The organism is Dryocola boscaweniae (assembly GCF_025215095.1).
Taxonomy (GTDB): domain Bacteria; phylum Pseudomonadota; class Gammaproteobacteria; order Enterobacterales; family Enterobacteriaceae; genus Dryocola; species Dryocola boscaweniae.
The window spans coordinates 210242-230317 of the sequence record NZ_JALHAP010000077.1 but is presented as its reverse complement, the minus strand read 5'-3'; the positions used below and the strand labels follow the sequence as shown (position 1 = coordinate 230317).

Below are 20076 nucleotides of genomic sequence, written 5' to 3'. Positions count from 1 at the left end.
CTGTTCAGCCAGGGTTATTTTAGTCGGCCCCTCGCCAGATTGAGTCTTGAGTCGCTCATCTGCATTGAGTTTTGCGTGACGTGGCAGTGCGTGATGGCGATCGCCAGCGCATCCGCCGCATCCGCCTGCGGGTTGGCTGAGAGTTTCAGCAGCGTGCGCACCATGTGCTGCACCTGGCTTTTCTCAGCGCTCCCGATTCCGACCACCGTCTGTTTAACCTGACGGGCAGCATATTCAAACACCGGCAGCTCGTGGTTGACCGCCGCAACGATCGCAGCACCTCGCGCCTGGCCGAGCTTGAGTGCAGAGTCGGCATTCTTCGCCATAAATACGGATTCGATGGCGAAAAAATCCGGCTGAAACTGGGTAATGATTTCGCTCACCCCCGCGTAGATAAGCTTCAGACGCGAGGGTAAGTCGGTCACCTGAGTACGGATGCAGCCGCTACCGAGGTAGCTTAACTGACGCCCCGTCTGACGGATGACGCCATAACCTGTGACACGTGATCCCGGGTCGATACCGAGAATAATCGCCATTACAGGGTAGCCGCCACCTCGTCGGAGATCTCACCGTTGTGATAAACCTCCTGCACGTCATCGCAATCTTCCAACATGTCGATAAGGCGCATCAGTTTTGGCGCGGTTTCCGCATCCATATCCGCTTTGGTGGATGGGATCATAGAAACTTCCGCTTCATCGGCTTTCAGACCGGCGGCTTCCAGCGCGTCGCGCACGGCGCCCATCTCTTCCCAGGCGGTGAACACGTCGATTGCGCCGTCTTCGTATGCAACAACGTCATCGGCGCCCGCTTCCAGGGCCGCTTCCATCACGGTGTCTTCATCCTTGCCCGGCGCATAGGAGATAACGCCTTTTTTGGTGAACAGATAGGCTACGGAGCCGTCGGTTCCCAGGTTGCCGCCGCATTTATTGAACGCGTGGCGCACTTCCGCCACGGTACGGTTACGGTTATCACTCAGGCATTCAACCATCACGGCTGAACCGCCAGGACCGTAACCTTCATAAATGATGGTTTCCATGTTCGCGTCTTCATCGCCGCCCACGCCGCGCGCAATCGCACGGTTTAAGGTGTCGCGCGTCATGTTGTTGGATAACGCTTTATCGATAGCGGCACGCAGACGCGGGTTAGAGCCCGGATCGCCGCCGCCCAGACGGGCAGCCGTGACCAGCTCACGGATGATTTTAGTGAAAATTTTACCGCGCTTGGCATCCTGTGCCGCTTTGCGGTGTTTCGTGTTGGCCCACTTACTATGACCTGCCATAACAATCTCCAAAAGCGCCTTTTTCAGGCGGCATCAATTACAAACTCTTCAATCGCCTGCCGATTGCTCCATGATTTAGTCATGGCCGCCGCCTCTTTGGCGTCGGCCCAAACCCAGGCCAGATGTTCGGTAATGGTTATCTGGCGTTCATGAGGCAGCGCAAGGCAGAACCAATATTCTGTATTGCGCGTAATGCCCGGCGCGTAGCGATGACGCAAATGTGCAAAAATCTCAAACTCAACACAACGCTGACAGTCGACTAAGGCCAGTTGCTCGTAAGCAGCATCAATAGCGACCTCTTCCTTTACTTCGCGAAGTGCAGCATGCAGCGCGCTTTCACCTTCTTCCACACTGCCGGTAACCGACTGCCAGAAATCCGGATCGTCGCGCCGCTGTAACATCAGCACCCGTCCGGTATCCTGCGCGAAAATCACTACCAGTACCGAGACGGGACGCTTAAAGGCCATCTTATTCTTTCTCAGCCTTTTTAATCACCGCCACGCCCAGTTCAGCCAGGGCCTGCGGGTTCGCGAAGCTTGGCGCCTCGGTCATCAGACAAGCTGCCGCGGTGGTTTTCGGGAAGGCGATAACATCACGGATGTTATCGGTTCCGGTCAGCAGCATGGTCAGGCGATCCAGACCAAACGCCAGGCCCGCGTGCGGAGGCGTGCCGTACTTCAGGGCGTCCAACAGGAAGCCGAACTTCTCACGCTGGTCTTCTTCATTAATGCCCAGAATGCCGAACACGATCTGCTGCATCTGTCCGTTGTGAATACGAACGGAACCGCCGCCCACTTCATAACCGTTAATAACCATATCGTAGGCGTTGGCCACGGCTGCTTCCGGGTCCGCTGCCAGTTGCTCAGGCGTCATATCTTTTGGCGCGGTGAACGGGTGGTGCATCGCGGTCAGGCCGCCTTCGCCGTCGTCTTCAAACATTGGGAAGTCGACAACCCACAGCGGCGCCCAGGCGCTTTCGTTGGTGATTTTTAGATCCTTGCCAATTTTCAGACGCAGCGCGCCGAGCGCATCAGCAACAACTTTCTTGTTGTCTGCGCCGAAGAAGATCATGTCGCCATCTTGCGCGCCGGTGCGGGCAAGAATTTCTTCCACGATTTCGGCATTCAGGAACTTAGCCACCGGGCTTGTAATGCCTTCGATGCCCGCAGCGCGTTCGTTCACTTTGATGTACGCCAGCCCTTTCGCGCCGTAAATCTCAATGAACTTGCCGTACTCGTCAATCTGTTTGCGGCTGATCTGTGCGCCACCTGGCACACGCAGCGCAGCCACGCGACCTTTGGCATCGTTAGCCGGGCCGGAGAAAACTTTAAACTCTACGTCTTTTACCAGATCGGCCACGTCCACCAGCTCCATCGGGTTACGCAGGTCTGGCTTATCGGAACCGTAGCGACGCTCGGCTTCTGCAAAAGTCATTACCGGGAAATCGCCAAGGTCGATGTTTTGCACATTCAGCCACAAATCGCGAACCAGCTTTTCCATCACTTCGCGCACCTGAGGGGCGGTCATGAAGGAGGTTTCTACGTCGATCTGGGTAAATTCAGGCTGACGGTCAGCACGCAGGTCTTCGTCACGGAAGCATTTAACAATTTGATAGTAGCGATCGAAACCGGACATCATCAGCAACTGTTTGAACAACTGCGGGGACTGCGGCAGCGCGTAAAATTTGCCTTTATGCACGCGCGAAGGCACCAGGTAATCACGCGCGCCTTCCGGCGTTGCTTTGGTCAGCATTGGGGTTTCGATATCGAGGAAACCGTGGTCATCCATAAAGCGACGCACGAAGCTTGTGATTTTGGCGCGGGTTTTCAGGCGATTCGCCATTTCCGGACGACGCAGATCCAGGTAGCGGTACTTCAGACGCGCTTCTTCGGTGTTAACGTGATTTGAGTCGAGCGGCAGTGATTCTGAACGGTTGATGATGGTCAAATCGGTAGCGAACACTTCCACTTCACCGGTAGCCATATCTTTGTTGACGTTTTTCTCGTCACGGGCACGCACGATACCGGTGATTTGAATGCAGAACTCATTACGCAGTTCAGAGGCAAGCTGGAACGCGTCCTGACGGTCCGGGTCGAAAAACACCTGCACGATGCCTTCGCGATCGCGCATATCAATAAAGATAAGGCTACCGAGGTCACGACGACGATTGACCCAACCACACAGCGTTACTTGTTGTCCCACATGGGATTGATTGAGCTGCCCGCAATATACTGTACGCATGAGATATCCCTTAAATTAGCCGCGCGCTGTTTGTTACCCGCAACTCAGGCAACACATTGGCCGCTATTTTTTGTCTGTCATACTGGATGAAAAAAGGGGGCTATTATACTGGAAATAATGCCCGGCGATAAGCCCGATGCGACTGACTGACGCGTTTCAAAGCGCCTTGTTTCGTCAAAACTCACAAAAATTAACAAAAAGAGTAAACTGTGCAACCCCTGTTCCGTCGTAAGGTATTCGCCGCTAACCTATTTTGAACCGGAGTCACCTATGTTTGAACTGAACGCTTCTCGCACCGCGCTGGTCGTTATCGATCTGCAAGAAGGTATCCTGCCGTTTGCCGGCGGGCCTCATTCCGCGCCGGATGTCGTGGCACGCGCAGCTAAGCTTGCAGAAAAATTCCGCGCCAAGGGCTCACCTGTGGCGATGGTTCGCGTGGGCTGGTCAAAAGATTTTGCTGAAGCGCTAAAACAGCCTGTCGATGCGCAAACCGCGGCTCACGCGCTGCCTGAAAACTGGTGGCAGTATCCGGCAGCGCTTGGCAAACAAGACGGCGACATCGAAGTCACTAAACGTCAGTGGGGCGCGTTTTACGGCACCGACCTTGAGCTACAGCTTCGCCGCCGCGGCATTGATACCATCGTGCTGTGCGGAATCTCTACAAACATCGGCGTGGAATCCACGGCCCGCAACGCCTGGGAAATGGGTTTCAATCTGGTGATTGCCGAAGATGCCTGCAGCGCGGCAAGCAGCGAACAGCATCAGGGCAGCATGACGCATATTTTCCCGCGTATTGCTCGCGTGCGCAGCACCGAGGAGATTCTCTCCGCATTATGATTTACCTAGGCCTTCCACAATGGTCGCATCCTAAATGGGTGCGCCTGGGCATCACCTCTCTTGAGGATTACGCTCGCCACTTTAACTGCGTGGAAGGCAATACAACGCTGTACGCTGTTCCCGGCGCTGAAACGGTGCTGCGCTGGCGCGAAATGACCGACGATGATTTTCGTTTCTGCTTTAAATTCCCGGCGACGATTTCTCACAACGCAGCGCTGCGTCAGTGCGACGATCTTACCGCTGATTTTTTGTCCCGCATGTCGCCGCTCGCCAACCGCATTGGGCAATACTGGCTGCAGCTTCCCGCCTCGTTCGGGCCAGAAAACTTGCCGGCTCTGTGGAATTTTCTCGATACGTTACCGAAGGATTTTACCTACGGCGTTGAAGTGCGACACCCGTCCTTTTTCAATAAAAGCGCTGATGAACAGGCGTTCAACCGCGGCCTACATGAACGCGGCGTGAATCGCGCGATCCTTGACAGCCGTCCGGTTCACAGTGCGATACCGGACAGCGAAGCCATCCGCAAGGCGCAGAGTAAAAAGCCTAAATTGCCCGTTCACGCATTGGTTACCGCAGAAAATCCGCTGGTGCGGTTTATCGGCAGTAATGACATGCAGCAAAACCTGACCATGTTCGACGTGTGGCTGAAAACGCTGGTGAAATGGGAAGAAAAAAGCACGCCTTACCTCTTTTTGCATACGCCCGATATTGGCCAGGCGCCCGAAATTGTTCATACGCTGTGGCCTGGCCTGCAACAGGCTTTCCCTGATTTGGGCGATGAACCCGCCATCCCGCAGCAAAATTCTCTTTTTTAGGGATAGCGACAGCCCGGCGTTTGCACTGCTATCATAGCGCCCGTGCTGTAACTGTCTCTAAGGAAGTGGGTATGGTAAGCGCGCTCTACGCCGTGCTGGGTGCAATACTGCTGATTAAATTTTCTTTCGATGTTGTTCGTATGCGTCTGCAATACCGCGTCTCTTATGGCGACGGTGGTTTTACCGAACTTCAGAGCGCTATTCGTATTCACGGCAACGCGGTGGAATACATTCCCATCGCCCTGCTGCTGCTATTGCTGATGGAGATGAACGGCGCTGAAACCTGGATGGTGCATGTCTGCGGCATTTTGCTGATTGCCGGCCGCCTGATGCATTATTACGGTTTCCATCACCGCTTGATCCGCTGGCGCCGCTCCGGCATGAGCGCCACCTGGTGCTCGCTGTTGCTAATGGTGCTGGCTAATCTTTGGTATATGCCGTGGGAGTTGGTTTTCTCGCTGCATTAACGCAAAATACGCCCCTTTCGAATTTCCGGATTTAACGTTATGTCTGACCGCGATACGCTGTTTTCCGCCCCTATCGACAAACTGGGCGACTGGACCTTTGATGAACGCGTGGCTGAAGTGTTCCCCGATATGATCCAGCGCTCGGTGCCAGGTTACTCCAATATCATCTCGATGATTGGCATGCTGGCCGAGCGCTTTGTGATGCCGGGCAGTCAGGTTTATGACCTGGGCTGCTCGCTGGGCGCGGCAACGCTTTCGGTGCGTCGTAACATCCAGCATGACGGCTGCAAAATCATCGCCGTCGATAACTCGCCAGCCATGGTTGAGCGCTGCCGCCGCCATATCAATGCGTTTAAAGCCCAGACCCCGGTCGAGGTGATTGAAGGCGATATCCGCGATATCGTCATCGAAAATGCGTCTATGGTGGTGTTGAACTTCACGCTGCAATTTCTTGAGCCGGACGACCGCAAGCTGCTGCTGGAGAAAATCTACAAAGGACTAAATCCTGGCGGCGCGCTGGTGTTGTCAGAGAAGTTCAGTTTTGAAGATACTGAAGTGGGCGAGCTGTTATTCAACATGCACCATGACTTCAAACGCGCTAACGGTTACAGCGAACTGGAAATCAGCCAGAAGCGCAGCATGCTTGAAAACGTCATGCTCACCGACTCCGTTGAAACCCATAAAAAACGCCTGAAACAAGCCGGTTTTGACCATGCAGAACTGTGGTTCCAGTGTTTTAACTTCGGCTCATTAGTCGCCCTGAAATCAGGAACCCCTGCATGATCGACTTTGGTAATTTTTATCAGCTAATCGCCAAAAGCCCTCTCGCTCCGTGGCTGGAAACGCTGCCTGCGCAAATCGCCACCTGGCAGCGCGAAAATCTGCACGGGCAGTTCAAGCACTGGTACAACACCGTGGAGTACCTTCCAGAGCTCACGCCGTATCGTCTTGATCTGCTGCACAGCGTTACCGCCGAATCGCAGGCGCCGCTAAGCGAAGGCCAACGCCTTGGCATTGAAAAGCTTCTGCGCAACCTGATGCCGTGGCGCAAAGGGCCCTATTCGCTTTACGGCGTGAATATCGATACGGAATGGCGTTCCGACCTGAAATGGGATCGCGTACTGCCGCATATTTCTCCGCTTGCCGGGCGCACCATCCTGGACGTGGGCTGCGGCAGTGGCTATCACCTGTGGCGCATGATTGGCGCAGGTGCGCATCTGGCGGTAGGTATCGACCCGATGCAGTTATTCGTCTGCCAGTTTGAAGCCGTGCGCAAACTGCTTGGCAACGATCGGCGCGCTCACGTGCTGCCATTGGGCATTGAGCAACTCCCGGAGCTGAACGTATTTGATACCGTTTTCTCGATGGGCGTGCTTTATCACCGCCGCTCGCCGCTTGACCATCTTTATCAGTTAAAAAGCCAGTTGGCTAAAGAAGGTGAGCTGGTGCTGGAAACGCTGGTTGTGGAAGGCGATGAAAATACCGTTCTGGTTCCGGGGGAACGTTACGCGCAGATGCGCAATGTGTATTACATTCCGTCCGCGTTGGCGCTGAAGAACTGGCTGGAGAAATGTGGTTTTGTGGACGTGCGTATCGTCGACCACTGCTACACCACAAGTGAAGAGCAACGCCGCACCAGTTGGCTGACAACAGAATCGCTGGCTGATTTCCTCGACCCGAACGACAGTACGAAAACTATCGAAGGCTACCCTGCCCCTCTGCGCGCCGTATTGGTGGCTCGCAAACCCTGAATATCAATGCCAGCTATAAAGGCCGCAATCGCGCTGAGAGATCCCCACAAAATCAGCGCTAATAAACCAGCACCATACTTCGGTAGGTTCTGGCGAGGTGGCTGAGAACGGTATCCAGTACCGTTCGTGTGAAAATTAGCGGAGAGTGTCGCAGGATATTCTCCGCTAACGTCAGATACGAGATAACCCGTCGTGACTTAACAGTGTTGGCCTGATATCTCAGATGTAATGCTTTATTTTCAGCGTGATAACCCATCAGCCACAGCACTATTGTACTCAGTGTTGCCAGCAGGCTCAGTACCAGCATACGTCCCGCTGAGCGACTGTAACTGGCGCGAAGTCCGAACCCAAAACGTTCACTTTTTTCGTCCCTGAAGTTCTGCTCTGTTTGCATTCGCCGGCTGTATAACTCCATGATTTCTCGTGGCTTATCGTTTGTACTACTGAAGAGCAGCTACGGCCCTTTTGCTGCTGACCGCGCGTCTTTTATTTGTGAGGGTCTGATAATACCTGTCGTCTGAAACCAGTGTTCACCTTTTCTGTCGAGACGCAGATGAATATTTCCCCTGACCCGGCCGACAAAATCCCAGCCGAGTGATTTGATATGCCGGAACCACGCATTCTGGAAGCCTGTATCCGTAACAATGATGACTCTGGACTTCGGATTGACATCTTTGGCCAGTTCATCAAGGAATACCTTTTGTATCATCGTGTTATGTTGCTTTCCTGACGAAACAACCTTACTTAATAATGGAATGGAACGACCATCACAAAGCAGACTGGCACGGAGCATGTGGTTCTCCTGTGAAGGGTAGCCGCTTCAGTCAACAACAATGACACACAGTGATAACTGTCGCGTCAGCATTGAAATAATATTTTTAAATCATGGGGATATTGTTTTGAAGCGATTTATTCCCCAGAAGGCGATCAACGCGTTTGATCTTATTTTTAACCTGAGCACGCCCCGGCAAAAAACGTCCGATACTGGTCAGCGTCAGTGATGCACCATTGAGCAATGCTGCTATTGCATCAAGCAGAGCATTCTGTCGGTATTTGTGAAACGGCGCTAAGGCATTCTGGAAGAAGTTCTGACATATTTTACGAGCAGGCATAGAGGTGATCTCGTTGAATTGGTTGCACAATCAGTAGATCGCAAAACTCTATGCCTGTCTTTTTTCACCCGTTCATTACTGGGGATTCCTCAGCGCAATCGCGGCCTTTTGTTTTTATGCTCCAGCCTAACCCGGAGACCTGCTTAAGGGCATCAAGAACTTTACTAATCCATAGCCAGCGGAGTTATTGATCATAAAATGTAAATTTCCGCCTTTAGGCCAATTAGGATTATTCTTAAAACCATCAGAATAACCCGTTGTTAAAGCAAGGAGGTTTCTTATTTAAAAGCACTGATTATTTAAATAACGTTAAGCAAGTAAAGATATTGTTAGCCACATGTTCACAAGAAAGTTCCTAAAGCGCCCTCTGGCGAATAAAAATAACATCCCCTTGTTAATTTTTAATAATTTTACTTAACGGATATTTTATTCATTTATGCTTCACTAAAATGAATTGTTGCATATTATCTATTTTTGCTTAATATTGAACACGCATTTCATATGCAAATTAAAGATACCGTTAGAATAAACATACTTTATCGCGAAATTAATTTAGCGTTATAAAATAGATTAGAAATCAAACATCCCACGACGGAACGAAATCTCGTTAACAAGGAAGAGCTGCCGGTAGACATGTTTTGTCTCAATATAGCGTCACGTCTGTCCAGCAGGGGATACAAGTTAATGAAGAGATTATAAATGAAATCACAGTTTCGTATTATGGCATTAATGTTATCCACATTAGCATCTGGCGCAGCTATTTCTGGAGCATCGGGCGTTAACGTCAATCCCGGTTCTGATGCCGGTACGCAAAGCACTGGCGGCCAGGTCCAGTTCACCGGTTCAATCACCGATACCTCCTGCAACATTGATACGGAAAGTGCCAACCAGACGGTCGACTTAGGTAAATGGTCAAGCAGCTATTTTGGCGCCGCCGGCACCGAAACAACGAAAACCCCTTTCCATATTAAAGTTCAGGACTGCCCTGACTCCGTCACTAGCGTTGCCGTACTCTTCGACGGTAATCACGACGCAACGGATAAAAATATGCTGGCTATCGACTCGGGCGCAAATGCCGCGACCGGCGTAGCGATCGAGCTTTATGAAGCCAGCCGCAATCAAAAAATCAATCTTGGATCGGTCACTGAAGAATATCCAATTAACGCCGGCAGTACCGGCAACGACGGAACAGCTGACCTCACCTTCTATGCTGATTATCGCTCCACGGCTGATGACGTAACCGTGGGTGACGCTAATGGCGTAGCAAACTTCAATATGGTTTACAACTAAGTCGTTAATGAGCAGGGGTTCACCTGCTCACTTCTCCTGTAATATTTATCCAGCGGCCAGGTATTTATGAATCGTTTTATCGCGAGCATTGCTATTCTATTTTCTTGCTTATCCTGCATGGCGCATGCAGGAATAATAATGGGTGGCACAAGAGTTATTTATCATGCAAGCGATCGGGAAGCATCACTCTCGGTGACTAACGCTGATACCCATACTCCTTATTTAGTGCAGTCATGGGTGGAGAATGATGCGGCAAGCAAAGGAGAACGCGCCCCGTTTGTGGTAACGCCACCGCTGTTTCGCCTCGATCCCGAGCAAAAAAACCTTTTGCGAATTAATTTCACCGGTGCGCAGCTGCCGTACGATCGAGAGTCAGTGTTTTGGTTGAATGTGAAAAGTATTTCGCCATCACAAAAAGGTAACAGCAATAAGCTGCAGGTTAATATTAAATCAAAGTTTAAGATTTTTTATCGCCCTACTGGACTGGCGGGCGATCCGGCGACGGCCTGGCAAAATCTGCAGTTCCATATCAGCGGCAAGCGCTTAATTGCCAGCAATCCAACGGCCTATTTTATTTCCTTCTATTCAATAAGCGTTGCGGGTAAGGAGATTGATGAGCCCGGAATGATTGCTCCGCTGGCCAGTAAAGAGTGGCCGATCGAGAGCTCAGGCCAGGTGAAATGGCGCGCTATTAATGACTTCGGCGGCATCACCGACTACGCGCAGCGTTGAGCTACTTTGAACCTAACTCGTCCGGCGATGCACCTGTGAAAAAACAGACGTTAATAAACTCACACGGGTATTCACTGCTGCATACCCCTTCTCCAGGCACCGCTCTCCTGCTGGCCACTATGCCAACCGCTCTTATGCTGATGAGCCACAGCAGGCTGGCGCTGGCCGATGATTACTTTGACCCCGCGGCGCTGGAGTTTTCCGACCGTCAGCAAAAAACGGCGGACCTACACTATTTCTCAAAAGCGGGCGGACAACAGCCCGGTGCCTACCAGGTTAGCGTAGTGGTTAACGATCAACAGGTCAGCCAACAAACCGTTGAGTTTACGGAGGATGACGGGATATTAAAACCCGTATTGACGCCCGCTCAACTGGCTGAATTCGGCGTAAACGTCAGCGCGTTTTCATCTTTTAACCAGCTCCATGAAGGCGAGTCCTTTACCCGCATCGAGCGCTATATTCCTGATGCGAGCAGTAAATTCGATTTTATCGGGCAGCGCCTTGTCCTGAGCATTCCGCAGGCGGCAATGAACGTACAAAGCCGCGGGTATGTCGATCCAGCCCGCTGGGATGATGGTATTGCGGCCGCGTTTGTTAACTACAGCCTCACGGGGTCGCAAACTCATCAGCAGGAAGGCGTGATAAATTCGAACTATTTAAATTTACGCAGCGGCATCAACCTCGGCGGCTGGCGTTTACGCAATATTTCCTCGCTGATGTACGATAAGCATAGCCGCTGGCAATCGCAAAGCACCTATCTGCAGCACGATATTAAAAGCCTGCGCAGCCTGTTTCGCGCTGGCGATACCTATACTACCGGCGACGTATTCGACAGCATCCAGTTTCGCGGCGTCCAGCTGATGTCCGAAGATGAGATGCTTCCGGACAGCCAGCGCGGCTTTGCTCCCGTGATCCGCGGCATGGCGCACAGCAATGCTAAAGTCACGGTTTCTCAGCACGGCTATGTCATCTATGAAACCTACGTGGCCCCCGGCGCATTTGCGTTAAAAGATCTCTATCCTACGGCTCAAAGTGGCGATCTGGAGGTGAAAATCACCGAGAGTAACGGCTCGGTAAGGACCTTTACCCAACCCTTCTCCGCCGTTCCTTTCATGCTGCGTGAGGGACGCAGCAAATTCAGCGTCAGCGCCGGCCGCTATCGTTCAGGCCTCAACCAGTCGCGCACGCCGCAGTTCGTGCAGTCAACGCTGTTTTACGGCCTTCCCGCATCGTTTACCGCCTCCGGCGGCGCACAGCTCGCCCAGCAGTATCAGGCTTACGCCCTCGGTATTAGCCGCGGATTTGGAGAGCTGGGTTCACTTGGTTCGGACGTCACGTTTTCAACGACAAGCTCACCTTCCGGTAAACGCTATATCGGGCGCTCAGTACGCGCGCAGTACCAAAAAGATTTTAATCTGACGGGCACCTCTATAAGCCTTGCCAGCTACCGCTACTCCTCCAGCGGTTATTATGACTTTAGTGAGGCGGTCGCGCTGGAGGGCGATAATAGCTTGGTAGACAACAAGAGAAGCCGGGAAGAGTTTTCAGTCAGCCAGTCGCTCGGCGGCTGGGGCAGCCTTTCCGCCTCGATTTATTCGCAGGAATACTGGCATTCACAGGGACATGACGAAACTCTACATATTGGCCTCTATAGCGGCTGGAAAGGAATATCCTGCGGTCTTGGCTACTACTACACGAAATCGTCGACAAAAAATGAAGCGGATCGCTCCCTGTCTCTTAACGTCAACATCCCGCTGGGTCAATGGCTGTCTGAAAACTCCGTCAGCTATAACATGACTTCCGACAATACCGGCCATACTTCCCAGCAGGTATCGCTTTATGGCTCGCTGCTGGAGAACCATAACCTTTATTATAACGTGCAGCAGGGCTATGGAAATAAAGGCCAGGGTGCAAACAGCGGCGTGGGCTTTGATTATCATGGCGGCTACGGCACCACCCAGCTCGGTTATCGATACGATAACCGCAACAAACAGCTGACCTGGGGTGCTTCGGGGTCGATTGTCGCTCATGCACACGGCGTCACGTTCGGACAGACTACCAGCGACAGCTTTGCCATCGTGCGTGCGCCCGGCGCGTCGCATGTCGCTATTCAAAACGGCAGCAACATCCATACCGATTCGCGCGGTTACGCCGTGGTTCCGGCACTGACGAACTGGCGCAAAAATGACATCACTCTGGATACCAGCACCATGGATGGAGAAACGGATGTTGAACTGGAAAGCCAAACGGTAATTCCCGGCGGCGGGGCGGTGGTATTAGCAAATTATCAAACGCATATTGGTTACCGGGTGCTGTTTGCTCTGCGTGACAACAACGGCCCGCTACCCTTCGGTGCCAGCGCGCATCTTATTGCACAAAGTGAGGATGACGGAAAGCCCGCCAGCGGCATGGTAGCCGACCGGGGTGAAGTCTATCTGAGCGGGATCCCTGACGAAGGCACTATCGAAGCAAGCTGGGACGAGCAGAACGTCACACGCAGGTGCGTTACGCATTTCAGCATTCCTCCTGCGCAGCAGCATAACCAGATCAAAACCGTCGACGGCATTTGCCTCTAAAGGATAAGCATGAAAAGTCTCATTCGTCTCGGATGCATTTTGCTTCTGGCGGGGTGTTACAGCCAAAGCAGCCTTGCGGAAAATTGTAACGCCAGCGCAGGGCAAACGACCATTAATACGCAAAACATAACCTACCTGCCCACGCTGCCGGTTAATAGCCAAATGACAAGCCAGATGCCGGATAACGGCGGCGGGGTGCACTTTAGCTGTGATTTACAGATGCCCACAGCAGGCTGGAAACGGATTGTCTATCAGCAGATGGACACCTCTGGTGCGGGCACAGTCATCAACGGACACCATGTTTATGCGACGAAGCTTGAAGGGATCGGTTATTCACTTGGGTTTCAGTGCAACGGTGGAAGTATTCGATACATAGATGGCTCCAGCGCTCCCGCCGGAAACGAGTCCACCACCGTTTGCGACAGCTCGCAGCTGCCCGGTATGCTTACGCAGCGCGAACTTACCGTGAAAATGTATATCACCTTTTTTAAAACGGCTGATGTAACGCTGGCAGGCGGAAACCATGAAAACGTCGACGCGCAGCCGCAGGTTGGCAAACTTTTTATCGAGCAGCAGGCGGCCGGAACGGAAGGAACGATAGTCAGCTCGCCGACAATCATCGATCTTGCAGCGCTCAACGTCGACATTGGTTCCAGCGGCAGCTGTCAGGTCACCACATCCAGCATTAACGTCGGCCTTGGCACGGTAAATAAAGCCGAATTTAAGGGGGTAAACACTGTTGCCGGCAGCCTTCAGTCCTTCGCCATACCCATCTTTTGCTCTATCCCTACGGACGTGAAAATTGGCTTCTTCGGCGTCAGCGCTGACCCGGCCCTCTCTGATACGCTAGCCCTGAACCAGGATGCGCAGGCGGCTAAAGGCGTGGGCATCAGGCTTAGCTATGGCAATAACGCCGCGCCTGCGCCCGCTGCCGGTACCGCCGTAAAGCTAAACGAAGCCAGTAACCTTCCCGTGCTGAAGCACATCACTGCCAGCAGCGCAGGCAGTGCCGAAAAGATTAATTTTGCAGCCCAGTACGTGCAAACCGGCGAGACGATATCCCCGGGCAAGGCCAACGGCATAGCGACATTTACGCTGATTTATAATTAGCGGCGATGCACAGGCTGCCGGGGAGGTTTGCAGAAGCATTTAGCTCGGAGCCTTACGCAGCAGTCTCATTCATCCCTGCTGTCGCAGGCCCCCCAAAATACATAAAAAAAGCCCCGGTAAAGCACCGGGGCCTGGTACGAGCAAACATCACATTGGGCGACATGATGCGCGGTTAAAAACTTTTAGCGGTCAGGCTGCCGTTTTTGCGGCAACCAACACGGCTTTCATTGCCGCCACCACGTCGCCATCAACGCAGTAGCGATTAAACTCATCAGCTTCGGCATCCGCACTCATCGAAACCCCCGCCTTGCGGTAACGCATCACCGAAGCAACGTTCTGGCCTGCGGAGCTGTGCACCTCATCAATCCCTTGTTCCACGAACTTTTGCAGGTTGCTCAAACGCACCCCAGAGCCTGCCATAATGATTGGAGCACGGGAATGCTGTTTTAGTTCCCTAAGCAGTGAAAGTCCTGATTCAGCGCTCTGCTGCTGGCCGGACGTAAGGATGCGCGCAACGCCCAAATCCGTTAGCTGTTCCAGCGCCTGAGTCGGGTTGTGGCACATATCGAAAGCGCGATGGAAGGTAACGGCCATGCCGCGGCTTGCATCCATCACTTGCTTCATACGTTCAACATCAACATGCCCTTCTTCATCCAGCATGCCGATAACCAGGCCCGGATAGCCCAGCTCACGCACGAAGGCGATATCTTCGAGCATGGCGGCGAACTCACGCTCGGTGTAGCAAAAATCGCCGCCGCGAGGGCGAATAATGGGGTGTACGGGAATCGAAACTAGCTGTTTTACCTTTCGCAGCACGCCTGCTGAAGGCGTTAACCCGCCTTCTTTAGGCGCCGCGCATAACTCAATGCGGTCCGCTCCGGCCTGTTCAGCCGTCAGGGCACAATCGATGCCATAACAGCATATTTCCAGCTTAGCCATTGATTACTCCTTAAAAAAACTTCTGCTATGCGGTTGTCTCATTGGGTCAGAATGATAACCTGAAACGATGTTCACAAAAGGGTAACTTATCATGGCATTCAATTTCGACGAAGGGATCGACCGGCGTCACAGCGACAGCGTGAAGTGGAATAAATATGGTAACGACGTGCTACCGATGTGGGTGGCCGATATGGATTTCCGTTCGCCGCCCTGCATTCTGGATGCCATCCATAAGCGCGTGGAACACGGCGTTTTCGGCTACGGCGACAGGCCCCATGCGTTAATCGACGTGGTGGTCGAGCGCATGGCCAGCCGCTATCAGTGGCAAATAAAACCAGAATGGATTGTTATCCTTCCCGGTATTGTCGCCGGGCTGAACCTCACCGTTCGGGCCTTTACCGAAACAGCCGAGACGACTATCGCGCCAACGCCGGTCTACCCGCCCTTTAAAAAATCCTCCGCCTTCGCACAACGTTCGCAGATTAACGCCCCGCTTCGGCTCGATAAGGGCCGCTGGATAATGGATTTACCGTCGCTTGCGCCTTCACTCACCGGCAAAGAGAAATTGCTGATGCTGTGCAATCCGCAAAACCCCGGCGGCACGGTTTATCGCCGCGAAGAACTTGAGCAGCAGTTGGCCTTCGCTCAGCGCCATGATTTGATCGTCTGCTCCGATGAAATTCATTGTGATCTGGTGCTTGAACCCGGCGTAAAACATATTCCGTTTGCCACGTTAAGCGCGGACGCTGAGCAGCGTTCCATCACGCTGATTTCACCGTCCAAAACGTTCAATATTGCAGGCCTTGGCGCTTCAGTCGCTATTATTCCCAACCCGGAATTGCGCAAGCGCTTTAACCGAACGCGCGACGGCATTGTACCGAACGTGGACGTGCTGGCATTAACCGCAGCAACCGCCGCCTGGCGTGATGGCGAGCCGTGGTTACAGGAACTGCTGGCGTATTTACGTCGCAACCGCGACAGGCTGGTCAGCGCCGTCAATCACATTGAGGGACTGAAAATGACCTCTCCGGAAGCGACCTATCTGGGATGGGTAGACGCAAGCCGGTTGGCGGTTGATAACCCAACGTTATTCTTCCAGAAAGCCGGACTGGGCTTCTCGCCCGGGGCTGATTTTGGCGAAGCAAAATTCGTGCGGATAAACTTTGGTTGCACGACGGCAACGCTTGAAGAAGCAATCAAAAGAATGTCGGCGGCGGTTAACGCTCTGTAAGCGCGTCCCGCCGCGCGAAATTATTCCTGCTCGCTGGCAACGATCTCTTCAATACTCCACGGATGGAATTTGACAGTAACTTTCCCGTCGGTAACCGCAAGCGTTGGATTCGGCAAACGCTCGCGCTCCCCTTTCGGCGAGCTGGTCTTGACGGAAATTCCCGTCTGCCGCAAACCGGCATCGGACATTAAATCCAGCGCGCGGGCATTCAGCGTTTGCGGGTCGCCCGGCAGCACAATTTCAACATGCTCCCAGCCTTCGTGCGGATAGCGTTTCTCGCCCGGCCACGGCAGCTCGACAATGGTAAATTTCCAGTGCTCAACGCAGACAGGTTCGTCGAGGCGGAACAGGCAAATAGGCCGATCGTTGATGATATTTTCCGACAGCAGCGTCCCACATTTTTCAAAGCCGTTACGCCAGCGCTCCGCCGTAGCATTCTGATGACAGCGCAATGAAATGTGATCGGCGTCAAGGGACGCAAACTCCAGATCCAGGCGCGTGGCAAGTTCCGTTAACGCTTTTGTAAATCGCGGAAGATCCGCTGAAATATCATTCAGTTCTTCAATTGTCTGCCAGTTAGCCATGACGTCGTCCTTTAAGGTAGCGAAGGGGGGCTAATCTACCTTTTTCCGGCAGCCTCACCAACACCCCTTATGCGCTGAAATGGATGAATGGTTATTCACTATACCGTTGATAATAGTTCAGGGCGCGCAGGGCAAGGCTTTTGCTGACGAAGGCGGATAAATAAAGTTATACTTACGCCCTTATTTTATCCCCCACGATACGGCTGCGGTAACGACACGGCAGCCCTTAGCAAAATGTAAGGTATCCCGGTGAATATTCAGGCTCTTCTCTCAGATAAAGTCCGTCAGGCCATGGTTGCCGCAGGTGCGCCTGCGGATTGCGAACCGCAGGTTCGTCAGTCAGCCAAAGTCCAGTTCGGCGACTATCAGGCCAATGGCGTGATGTCCGTTGCCAGGTCCCTGGGCAAGCCGCCGCGACAAGTCGCAGAGTCCGTTATCGCTAATCTGGATCTGACCGGGATCGCAAGCAAAGTTGAAATCGCAGGCCCAGGCTTTATCAATATCTTCCTTGACCCGCAATTCCTCGCTAACAGCGTCGATGCGGCCGTCGCCTCCGACCGCGTCGGCGTGAATGCCGTTGCGCCACAAACCATTGTCGTCGATTACTCCGCGCCAAACGTGGCAAAAGAGATGCACGTCGGCCACATCCGCTCGACGATTATTGGCGATGCGGCGGTGCGTACCCTGGAATTCCTCGGCCATAAAGTTATTCGCGCAAACCACGTGGGCGACTGGGGCACGCAGTTCGGCATGCTGATTGCGTATCTTGAAAAACAGCAGCAGGAAAACGCCGGTGAAATGGCGCTGGCCGACCTGGAAGAATTCTATCGCGCGGCGAAGAAACACTACGACGAAGACGAAGCCTTTGCGGAACGCGCGCGCGGTTACGTGGTGAAGCTGCAGGGCGGCGATGAATACTGCCGTGAAATGTGGCGCAAGCTTGTCGACATCACCATGGCTCAGAACCAAAAAACCTATGACCGACTCAACGTTACGCTGACCCGTGACGACGTGATGGGTGAAAGCCTTTATAACCCAATGCTGCCGGGCATCGTGGCGGATCTGAAAGAAAAAGGTCTGGCGGTGGAAAGCGAAGGCGCAACCGTGGTCTTCCTGGACGAGTTCAAGAATAAAGATGGCGACCCGATGGGCGTTATCATCCAGAAAAAAGACGGCGGCTACCTTTACACCACCACCGACATCGCCTGCGCAAAATACCGTTATGAAACGCTGCATGCGGACCGCGTGCTCTACTTCATCGATTCCCGTCAGCACCAGCACCTGATGCAGGCGTGGACCATCGTGCGTAAGGCTGGCTACGTGCCGGATTCCGTTCCGCTGGAACACCAGATGTTCGGCATGATGTTAGGTAAAGACGGCAAGCCGTTTAAAACCCGCTCTGGCGGTACCGTAAAACTGACCGATCTGCTGGATGAGGCAATGGAGCGCGCGCGCAACCTGGTCGCGGCGAAAAATCCGGATATGCCTGCCGCCGAGCTGGAAGCTCTGGCAAACGCGGTCGGCATTGGCGCCGTGAAATACGCCGATCTGTCTAAAAGCCGTACTACGGATTACATCTTCGACTGGGACAACATGCTGGCCTTCGAAGGCAACACCGCGCCGTACATGCAGTACGCCTATACCCGCGTGCTTTCCGTGTTCCGTAAAGCCAATGTGAATGAAGCCGAACTGCTGAAAGCGCCGGTCGTTATTACCGAAGACCGTGAAGCGCAGCTTGCCGCGCGCCTGCTGCAGTTCGAAGAAACGCTGAACGTTGTCGCCCGCGACGGCACGCCGCACGTGATGTGCTCTTACCTGTACGATCTGGCGGGCCTGTTCTCCAGCTTCTACGAACACTGCCCTATTCTTACCGCAGATTCTGAGCAAGCCCGCGACAGCCGTCTGAAGTTGGCCCTGCTGACGGCGAAAACCCTGAAGCTGGGTCTGGATACGCTGGGTATCGAAACTGTAGAACGTATGTAACAGCAAAAGACCCGCCGTCCTTAACGAACGCGCGGGTCTTTTTATTTCTGGCGAATAATTCCACGCGCCGAACGCGTCCAGAAACTGTCAAAAAGTCCCATCACCGGATAATCGCTTTCCATTATTTTCAAAGCCTGTTTCACTTCTTCTAATGCCAGCGACTGGTGATAAAGCATATCGTAAAAGGTATGAATCAAATCCTGCTGGTATTTTTCCAGGGCGAGAAAAGTTTTCGACGTCGCGTTGATGCCCGCAGGCACCGCACGATTCCCCTTTGCTATCACAAAAGGCGGAACATCCTGTACTACGGCGGACCGATCGACGATGCGGGCCCCGACGCCCAGCACGCAAAACTGATGAATGGCGCACATAAAACCAATCCGGGCTTCGTCATCCAGCTCAACGTGTCCCGCCAGCCCGCTATTATCGCCTATCTGCGTGCCATTCCCGACAACGCAGTCATGGCCGATGTGAACGCTGTCAAGGAAAAGGTTGTCGTTACCGATAAGGGTGGCGCTACGTCCCTGAACCGTACCGCGATGAAAAGTAGCATTTTTCCCGATCTGATTTCGATCGCCAATCACCAGGGTGGTCGGTTCGTTTGCGTACTTAAGATCCTGATTCACTTCGCCAATGGAAGAGTACTGGCCGAAAGTATTGTCACGGCCAATGGTTGTCAGACCGTTGATAACTGAATGGGAGCCGATAGCGGTTCCCTCACCGATAACAACGCCCGCCGCAATCACGCAGAAAGGGCCAATGGTGACATGCGCGCCAATAATGGCACCGGCTTCCACCAGGCTGCTGGCGGCTATCCGGGCTAAGGAAGAAATGGACATCGGGTGATCCTGAAAAGGTACAAAAAGAAGAGGTAATAACCAGGAAGGGGCTTATCGAATCGAACAAGCATATTGAAATACCGGCACGATTACGCCTTATATATTTTCTTTATTTTTTGAACTTAACCGGGAAGGCCGGATGTCGGGTGGCGCTCACGCTTACCCGACCTACGGGCTGGTATCGTTGGATAATTTATGTCGGGTGACGCTTCGCTTACCCGACCTACGGGATCGTGATGGGATGAGCGTTTTGTAGGGTGGATAAGCGAAAGCGCCATCCACCGCTACGT

General features: G+C 53.1%; 18 protein-coding genes and 1 pseudogene. 11 read left to right on the top strand and 8 right to left on the bottom strand.

The window, feature by feature from the left end; genetic code table 11:
• Nucleotides 1-14 precede the first annotated feature (14 nt).
• The 4 genes from ruvC to aspS are packed head-to-tail and all read right to left on the bottom strand — an operon-like array spanning nucleotide 15 to nucleotide 3520.
• The gene (gene ruvC / locus MUA00_RS10710) at nucleotides 15-536 is read right to left on the bottom strand and encodes a crossover junction endodeoxyribonuclease RuvC (protein ID WP_271122921.1); all 522 of its coding nucleotides are present in this window, start codon (nucleotides 534-536) and stop codon (nucleotides 15-17) included.
• The gene (locus MUA00_RS10705; RefSeq protein ID WP_271122922.1) at nucleotides 536-1279 is read right to left on the bottom strand and encodes a YebC/PmpR family DNA-binding transcriptional regulator; all 744 of its coding nucleotides are present in this window, start codon (nucleotides 1277-1279) and stop codon (nucleotides 536-538) included. The genes ruvC and MUA00_RS10705 overlap by 1 nt, the downstream gene beginning before the upstream one ends.
• A 23-nt stretch (nucleotides 1280-1302) precedes the next feature.
• Nucleotides 1303-1746, bottom strand: a complete 444-nt coding sequence (gene nudB, locus MUA00_RS10700) for a dihydroneopterin triphosphate diphosphatase (RefSeq protein WP_271122923.1) — start codon at nucleotides 1744-1746, stop codon at nucleotides 1303-1305.
• A gap of 1 nt (nucleotide 1747) precedes the next feature.
• Nucleotides 1748-3520, bottom strand: coding sequence for an aspartate--tRNA ligase (aspS, locus tag MUA00_RS10695; protein WP_271122924.1), 1773 nt, complete (start codon nucleotides 3518-3520; stop codon nucleotides 1748-1750).
• 270 nt (nucleotides 3521-3790) lie between these two features.
• Here aspS and MUA00_RS10690 point away from each other — a divergent pair, with 270 nt between their 5' ends.
• From MUA00_RS10690 to cmoB, 5 genes are all read left to right on the top strand, one after another.
• Nucleotides 3791-4357, top strand: coding sequence for a hydrolase (locus MUA00_RS10690; RefSeq protein ID WP_271122925.1), 567 nt, complete (start codon nucleotides 3791-3793; stop codon nucleotides 4355-4357).
• The gene (locus tag MUA00_RS10685; protein ID WP_271122926.1) at nucleotides 4354-5172 is read left to right on the top strand and encodes a DUF72 domain-containing protein; all 819 of its coding nucleotides are present in this window, start codon (nucleotides 4354-4356) and stop codon (nucleotides 5170-5172) included. The genes MUA00_RS10690 and MUA00_RS10685 overlap by 4 nt, the downstream gene beginning before the upstream one ends.
• Nucleotides 5173-5243: 71 nt before the next feature.
• Nucleotides 5244-5639, top strand: a complete 396-nt coding sequence (locus tag MUA00_RS10680; RefSeq protein WP_271122927.1) for an MAPEG family protein — start codon at nucleotides 5244-5246, stop codon at nucleotides 5637-5639.
• Nucleotides 5640-5678: 39 nt separating this feature from the next.
• Nucleotides 5679-6422, top strand: coding sequence for a carboxy-S-adenosyl-L-methionine synthase CmoA (cmoA, locus tag MUA00_RS10675; protein WP_271122928.1), 744 nt, complete (start codon nucleotides 5679-5681; stop codon nucleotides 6420-6422).
• Nucleotides 6419-7390, top strand: a complete 972-nt coding sequence (gene cmoB / locus MUA00_RS10670) for a tRNA 5-methoxyuridine(34)/uridine 5-oxyacetic acid(34) synthase CmoB (protein WP_271122929.1) — start codon at nucleotides 6419-6421, stop codon at nucleotides 7388-7390. Before cmoA ends, cmoB begins: the two co-directional genes overlap by 4 nt.
• 58 nt (nucleotides 7391-7448) lie before the next feature.
• On the opposite strand, the pseudogene MUA00_RS10665 reads toward cmoB, so the two are convergent.
• A pseudogene (locus MUA00_RS10665) lies at nucleotides 7449-8502 on the bottom strand (transposase).
• A 699-nt stretch (nucleotides 8503-9201) separates the two neighbouring features.
• Between MUA00_RS10665 and MUA00_RS10660 the strand changes: the two are divergent.
• From MUA00_RS10660 to MUA00_RS10645, 4 genes are all read left to right on the top strand, one after another.
• Nucleotides 9202-9792: a fimbrial protein gene (locus MUA00_RS10660; protein ID WP_271122930.1), complete on the top strand. Its 591-nt coding sequence runs from the start codon at nucleotides 9202-9204 to the stop codon at nucleotides 9790-9792.
• Nucleotides 9793-9858: 66 nt separating this feature from the next.
• Complete coding sequence (locus MUA00_RS10655; RefSeq protein ID WP_271122931.1) at nucleotides 9859-10524, top strand: fimbrial biogenesis chaperone; 666 nt, start codon at nucleotides 9859-9861, stop codon at nucleotides 10522-10524.
• Between the two features lie 35 nt (nucleotides 10525-10559).
• Nucleotides 10560-13100, top strand: a complete 2541-nt coding sequence (locus MUA00_RS10650; RefSeq protein ID WP_408639700.1) for a fimbria/pilus outer membrane usher protein — start codon at nucleotides 10560-10562, stop codon at nucleotides 13098-13100.
• Nucleotides 13101-13109: 9 nt separating this feature from the next.
• Nucleotides 13110-14210: a fimbrial protein gene (locus MUA00_RS10645; protein ID WP_271122933.1), complete on the top strand. Its 1101-nt coding sequence runs from the start codon at nucleotides 13110-13112 to the stop codon at nucleotides 14208-14210.
• 189 nt (nucleotides 14211-14399) lie between these two features.
• Here the strand turns inward: MUA00_RS10645 and cutC are convergent, their stop codons facing one another.
• Nucleotides 14400-15149, bottom strand: coding sequence for a copper homeostasis protein CutC (cutC, locus tag MUA00_RS10640; protein ID WP_271122934.1), 750 nt, complete (start codon nucleotides 15147-15149; stop codon nucleotides 14400-14402).
• A gap of 91 nt (nucleotides 15150-15240) precedes the next feature.
• Between cutC and MUA00_RS10635 the strand changes: the two genes are divergently transcribed.
• Nucleotides 15241-16380 (top strand): MalY/PatB family protein, encoded by a 1140-nt coding sequence (locus tag MUA00_RS10635; RefSeq protein WP_271122935.1) that lies wholly within the window; start codon nucleotides 15241-15243, stop codon nucleotides 16378-16380.
• A 20-nt stretch (nucleotides 16381-16400) separates the two neighbouring features.
• Here MUA00_RS10635 and MUA00_RS10630 read toward each other — a convergent pair whose 3' ends face one another.
• On the bottom strand, nucleotides 16401-16964 hold the full coding sequence (locus tag MUA00_RS10630; protein WP_271122936.1) for a VOC family protein: 564 nt from the start codon (nucleotides 16962-16964) through the stop codon (nucleotides 16401-16403).
• Nucleotides 16965-17213: 249 nt separating this feature from the next.
• Here MUA00_RS10630 and argS point away from each other — a divergent pair, with 249 nt between their 5' ends.
• Entirely contained in the window at nucleotides 17214-18947 is a 1734-nt protein-coding gene (gene argS / locus MUA00_RS10625) for an arginine--tRNA ligase (protein WP_271122937.1), read from the top strand.
• A gap of 41 nt (nucleotides 18948-18988) precedes the next feature.
• Here argS and lpxA read toward each other — a convergent pair whose 3' ends face one another.
• A complete protein-coding gene (gene lpxA, locus MUA00_RS10620; RefSeq protein ID WP_271122938.1) occupies nucleotides 18989-19786 on the bottom strand; it encodes an acyl-ACP--UDP-N-acetylglucosamine O-acyltransferase in 798 nt (265 codons plus the stop codon).
• Nucleotides 19787-20076: the final 290 nt, after the last annotated feature.

Coding starts and splice junctions, on each gene's coding strand:
- cmoB (WP_271122929.1), top strand. CDS start 6,419: ATGATCGACTTTGGTAATTTTTATCAGCTAATCGCCAAAAGCCCTCTC.
- aspS (WP_271122924.1), bottom strand. CDS start 3,520: ATGCGTACAGTATATTGCGGGCAGCTCAATCAATCCCATGTGGGACAA.
- cutC (WP_271122934.1), bottom strand. CDS start 15,149: ATGGCTAAGCTGGAAATATGCTGTTATGGCATCGATTGTGCCCTGACG.
- MUA00_RS10655 (WP_271122931.1), top strand. CDS start 9,859: ATGAATCGTTTTATCGCGAGCATTGCTATTCTATTTTCTTGCTTATCC.
- MUA00_RS10645 (WP_271122933.1), top strand. CDS start 13,110: ATGAAAAGTCTCATTCGTCTCGGATGCATTTTGCTTCTGGCGGGGTGT.
- MUA00_RS10635 (WP_271122935.1), top strand. CDS start 15,241: ATGGCATTCAATTTCGACGAAGGGATCGACCGGCGTCACAGCGACAGC.
- MUA00_RS10690 (WP_271122925.1), top strand. CDS start 3,791: ATGTTTGAACTGAACGCTTCTCGCACCGCGCTGGTCGTTATCGATCTG.
- cmoA (WP_271122928.1), top strand. CDS start 5,679: ATGTCTGACCGCGATACGCTGTTTTCCGCCCCTATCGACAAACTGGGC.
- MUA00_RS10630 (WP_271122936.1), bottom strand. CDS start 16,964: ATGGCTAACTGGCAGACAATTGAAGAACTGAATGATATTTCAGCGGAT.
- MUA00_RS10705 (WP_271122922.1), bottom strand. CDS start 1,279: ATGGCAGGTCATAGTAAGTGGGCCAACACGAAACACCGCAAAGCGGCA.
- MUA00_RS10685 (WP_271122926.1), top strand. CDS start 4,354: ATGATTTACCTAGGCCTTCCACAATGGTCGCATCCTAAATGGGTGCGC.
- ruvC (WP_271122921.1), bottom strand. CDS start 536: ATGGCGATTATTCTCGGTATCGACCCGGGATCACGTGTCACAGGTTAT.
- MUA00_RS10680 (WP_271122927.1), top strand. CDS start 5,244: ATGGTAAGCGCGCTCTACGCCGTGCTGGGTGCAATACTGCTGATTAAA.
- lpxA (WP_271122938.1), bottom strand. CDS start 19,786: ATGTCCATTTCTTCCTTAGCCCGGATAGCCGCCAGCAGCCTGGTGGAA.
- MUA00_RS10660 (WP_271122930.1), top strand. CDS start 9,202: ATGAAATCACAGTTTCGTATTATGGCATTAATGTTATCCACATTAGCA.
- nudB (WP_271122923.1), bottom strand. CDS start 1,746: ATGGCCTTTAAGCGTCCCGTCTCGGTACTGGTAGTGATTTTCGCGCAG.